Raw genomic sequence first — 1,280 nt, 5'->3', positions numbered from 1 at the left:
AGGACTGGCATGGTTCGCGAACTCACCCACTTCATCGACGGACAGCACGTCAAGGGCGCTTCGGGCGCGTTCGGTGACGTGTTCGATCCGAACACCGGGCAGGTGCAGGCCAGGGTTCCGTTGGCGAGTACCGCCGAGGTCGAGGCGGTGATCGCCAACGCGGCCGCCGCGCAGCCGGTGTGGGCGGCGTTCAACCCGCAGAAGCGCGCCAGGGTCCTGATGAAGTTCCTGACCCTGGTCAACGACGAGATCGACAGCCTGGCGGCGCTGCTGTCGTCCGAGCACGGCAAGACCATCGCCGACGCCAAGGGCGACATCCAGCGCGGCCTCGAGGTGATCGAGTTCGCCGTCGGTATCCCGCACCTGCTCAAGGGCGAGTACACCGAGAGCGCGGGCACCGGCATCGACGTGTACTCGATGCGGCAGCCGCTCGGCGTCGTCGCCGGCATCACCCCGTTCAACTTCCCGGCCATGATCCCGCTGTGGAAGGCCGGTCCGGCGCTGGCGTGCGGCAACGCGTTCGTGCTCAAGCCGTCCGAGCGTGACCCGTCGGTGCCGCTGCGCCTGGCCGAGCTGTTCCTCGAGGCGGGTCTGCCGCCGGGGGTGTTCAACGTGGTCAACGGCGGTAAGGAAGCCGTCGACACGATCCTGCACGACCCGCGGATCAAGGCCGTCGGCTTCGTCGGCTCGACCCCGATCGCGCAGTACATCTACGAGACCGCGACCGCGAACGGCAAGCGGGCCCAGTGCTTCGGCGGCGCCAAGAACCACGCCATCGTCATGCCCGACGCCGACCTCGACGATGTCGCCGACCAGCTGATCGGCGCGGGCTACGGTTCCGCGGGCGAGCGCTGCATGGCGATCTCGGTGGCCGTGCCGGTGGGGGAGGAGACCGCCGATCGGCTGGTCGCCAAGCTGACCGAGCGGGTGCACAAGCTCAATGTCGGCCGGTCCGACGATCCGGGCGCCGATTTCGGTCCGCTGGTCGGGCGTGACGGTGTGGACCGGGTGAACAACTACGTGCAGATCGGTATCGACGAGGGCGCCGAGCTCGTCGTCGACGGCCGCGGGCTGGTCGTCGAGGGTGCCGAGGACGGCTACTTCGTCGGCGCGAGCCTGTTCGACAAGGTCACCGCCGACATGCGCATCTACCAGGAGGAGATCTTCGGCCCCGTCGTGACCGTCGTCCGCGCCGACGACTACGAGGAGGGCCTGCGCCTGGCCAACGAGCACGAATACGGCAACGGCGTCGCCATCTTCACCCGCGACGGCGACACCGC

General features: G+C 68.8%; 1 protein-coding gene. It reads left to right on the top strand.

Annotated elements, in window-relative coordinates; translation table 11 throughout:
* Positions 1-9: 9 nt before the first annotated feature.
* On the top strand, positions 10-1,280 hold a 1,271-nt coding region (gene mmsA / locus ACWF9G_RS34290; protein WP_452520384.1), incomplete at its 3' end, for a CoA-acylating methylmalonate-semialdehyde dehydrogenase.

It is taken from the genome of Nocardia sp. NPDC055029, assembly GCF_053608525.1.
Note: the sequence above shows the minus strand (reverse complement) of the source record. Positions and strands in the feature narration are given on the sequence as shown.